Origin of the sequence: Candidatus Allofournierella excrementigallinarum (assembly GCF_944388085.1) — a bacterium.
In the GTDB taxonomy this organism is placed as follows: Bacteria; Bacillota; Clostridia; order Oscillospirales; family Ruminococcaceae; genus Allofournierella_A; species Allofournierella_A excrementigallinarum.
In genome coordinates, this window is record NZ_CALXHK010000095.1 from 1 (window position 1) to 2,683 (window position 2,683).

General features: G+C 67.8%; 4 protein-coding genes. 2 read left to right on the forward strand and 2 right to left on the reverse strand.

Going from position 1 to position 2,683, the window contains the following annotated elements; translation table 11 throughout:
- The coding region (locus ACH2AT_RS10880) for an iron-containing alcohol dehydrogenase (RefSeq protein WP_394965991.1) at window positions 1-347 on the forward strand (347 nt) is incomplete at its 5' end.
- Window positions 348-412: 65 nt separating this feature from the next.
- Here the strand turns inward: ACH2AT_RS10880 and ACH2AT_RS10885 are convergent.
- A complete protein-coding gene (locus tag ACH2AT_RS10885) occupies window positions 413-1,264 on the reverse strand; it encodes an NAD(P)/FAD-dependent oxidoreductase (protein ID WP_394965993.1) in 852 nt (283 codons plus the stop codon).
- A 145-nt stretch (window positions 1,265-1,409) separates the two neighbouring features.
- Between ACH2AT_RS10885 and ACH2AT_RS10890 the strand changes: the two genes are divergently transcribed.
- Window positions 1,410-2,507: an aldo/keto reductase gene (locus tag ACH2AT_RS10890; protein WP_394965994.1), complete on the forward strand. Its 1,098-nt coding sequence runs from the start codon at window positions 1,410-1,412 to the stop codon at window positions 2,505-2,507.
- Between the two features lie 66 nt (window positions 2,508-2,573).
- Here ACH2AT_RS10890 and ACH2AT_RS10895 read toward each other — a convergent pair.
- Window positions 2,574-2,683 (reverse strand): sporulation transcriptional regulator SpoIIID (locus ACH2AT_RS10895; RefSeq protein WP_394965996.1); only part of this gene is annotated, 110 nt, incomplete at its 5' end.

Here is a 2,683-nt window from a genome sequence, read left to right on the forward strand (position 1 = left end):
TGGGCGCGGTTTACGACACCCCCCCCGGCGTGGCCAACGCCATCCTGCTGCCCACCGTGATGGAATACAACGCCCCCGCCACCGGCGAAAAGTACCGCGACATCGCCAAGGCGATGGGCGTGGAAGGCGTGGACGCCATGACCCTGGACGAGGCCCGCAAGGCCGCCTGCGCCGCCGTGAAGCAGCTGAGCCAGGACGTGGGTATCCCCGCCGACCTGAAGGCCATCGTGAAGGAGGAGGACGTGCAGTTCCTCTCCGAATCGGCCTACGCCGACGCCTGCCGCCCCGGCAACCCCCGCGACACCAGCGTGGAGGAGATCGCCGCGCTTTACCGCAGCCTGATGTAAAGGCGTTCAGAACCAGCCAAAACAGGAGGGGCCGCCCCGCGGGGCGGCCCCTTTTCTGCGTGAGTTCACAGCTTGTCCAGGTATTCGGCGGCGGAAAGGCCGGCGATAAGCCCTTCGCCCACCGCTTTCGCCACCTGCAGCGGCGCGCCGGCGATGTCGCCGGCGGCAAAAACGCCCTCGATGTTGGTGGCCATGCGCCGGTCCACCTGCACAAAGCCGTCCTGGATGGCAAGGCCGGGCAGCAGGGTGTCCGGCGCGATGGCGCTGCGCAGGATGAACAGGCCCTGGATGGGCAGCTCTTTGCCCGCGATGCGCATCCATTCCACCGTTTGGCCGCCGCCCACCGCCTGCACCGCGCCGGGCAGATGCTCGATGGCTTCGTTCAATTCCGCCGGGCGCCTGGGGGAGACAAACTGCACCTTGCAGCCGATGGAGGCGAGGAAGTTCGCCTCGCCCGCCGCCTCGGGGGAAAGGCCCCACACCGCCACCTCCCGGCCGCGGTAGAGCATGCCGTCGCAGGTGGCGCAGTAGGAAACGCCCCGGCCCAGAAACTCGCTCTCGCCCTCGATGGGCTTTGCCTTGGCCACGCCGCCCGCCAGGATGACCGCGCGGGCCTCCAGGATATTGCCGTCGAAGTTCAGCAGGAAGCGGTCACCCATGGGCAGCACGTTGGCCACCCGGCCCGGCTCGGGCACGATGCCCAGGGCCTTGGCGTGGTCGGCAAAAGCCGCCAGCATTTCGCTGCCCGAAAGGCCCGGCAGCCCCAGATAATTGTCTACCTGCTCGGCCTTGGCCAGAAGGCCCGCCCCCGCGCCCAGCACCCGGACGGTCTTGCCCCGCTGGCGCAGGTTGACGGCTGCCGAAAGCCCGGCGGGCCCGCCGCCCACCACCGCGCAGTCCAACATGGCTTCACTCATAAAAACGCGCCTCCTTGCCCGTTGTTTGTATCCAGTATAGGGCAGCGAGGCCCCATTTACCGTAATTTTATCACAAAGGGCCCCGCGTTGCCAACCGGCGCGAAGGCAGCTATAATAAAAGAAAAGATCAAAGGAGGAATGCCCTGTGTTCGGCCCTGCGGATAAAAAACTGGGCTTTGGCTTCATGCGCCTGCCCATGAAAGGGGAAGAGGTGGACATTGAGACCACCTGCCGCATGGTGGACGAATTTCTGGCGGCGGGCTTTTGCTACTTCGACACCGCCCACGGCTACCACGACGGCCAGAGCGAGGCGGCGCTGAAGGCGGCCCTCACCAGCCGCTACCCCCGGGAAAAGTACATTTTGGCAGACAAGCTCTCGCCGCCTTTCTTTGAAACGGAGGCGGACATCCGGCCCCTGTTCGAACAGCAGCTGGAAGCCTGCGGCGTGGAGCACTTCGACATGTACCTGATGCACGCCCAGAGCGCCGGGCGCTTTGAGTTCTACAAGAGCTGCCGCGCCTACGAGACGGCCTTCGCCCTGAAGGCGGAGGGCAGGGTGCGCCATGTGGGCATCTCCTTCCACGACACCGCCGGGGTGCTGGAGCGCATCCTCACCGAGTATCCCCAGCTGGACTTCGTGCAGCTGCAGTTCAACTATCTGGACTATGAGGACCCCCAGGTGCAGAGCCGCGCCTGCTACGAGGTCTGCCGCCGCCACCACAAGCCGGTGGTGGTGATGGAGCCGGTGCGGGGCGGGCGGCTGGCCCAGCTGCCGGACGAGGCCCGGGCGCTGCTGGCAAAGGTGAGCGACAGCAGCCCGGCGGCCTTTGCTTTGCGCTTTGCCGCCGATTTCGAAGGGGTGAAGATGGTGCTTTCCGGCATGAGCAGCCCGGAGCAGATGGAAGAGAACCTGCGGGTGATGAGCGCCCCCGCGCCCCTTTCCGGCGCAGAGCGGGCGGCGGCGGAGCCGCTGCGGCGCATCCTCGCCGCCCAGCAGCTGGTGCAGTGCACCGCCTGCGGCTACTGCATCGCCGGCTGCCCGGCGTCCATCCGCATCCCGGAGCGCCTTGCGGCCTGCAACGCCCGCCTGCGGGGCGAGGCGGACGCCGCCGCCCGCTACGCCGCCGTGGCCGGCGGCGCGGCTTCGGCCTGCGTGGGCTGCGGCGCCTGCGAAAAGGCCTGCCCCCAGAAGCTGCCCATCCGCAAGCTGCTGGCGCTGGCCGCGCGGGAGTTTGAACAGTAACAAAGCGGGGGAGGGCCCGGTCGGCATCGACCGGGCCCTCCCTCTTTTTGTGAAGCGCAGGGGCGTTCATCCGCGGGAATATTTCAGCCGGGTGGCGGCCCCGCCCCGCAGGTGCCGCTCGGCCTTGTTGGCCCCCAGCACCGCCTGCACCTGGCGGCACAGCTGGGGGTCCAGCC

Coding starts and splice junctions, on each gene's coding strand:
- ACH2AT_RS10885 (WP_394965993.1), bottom strand. CDS start 1,264: ATGAGTGAAGCCATGTTGGACTGCGCGGTGGTGGGCGGCGGGCCCGCC.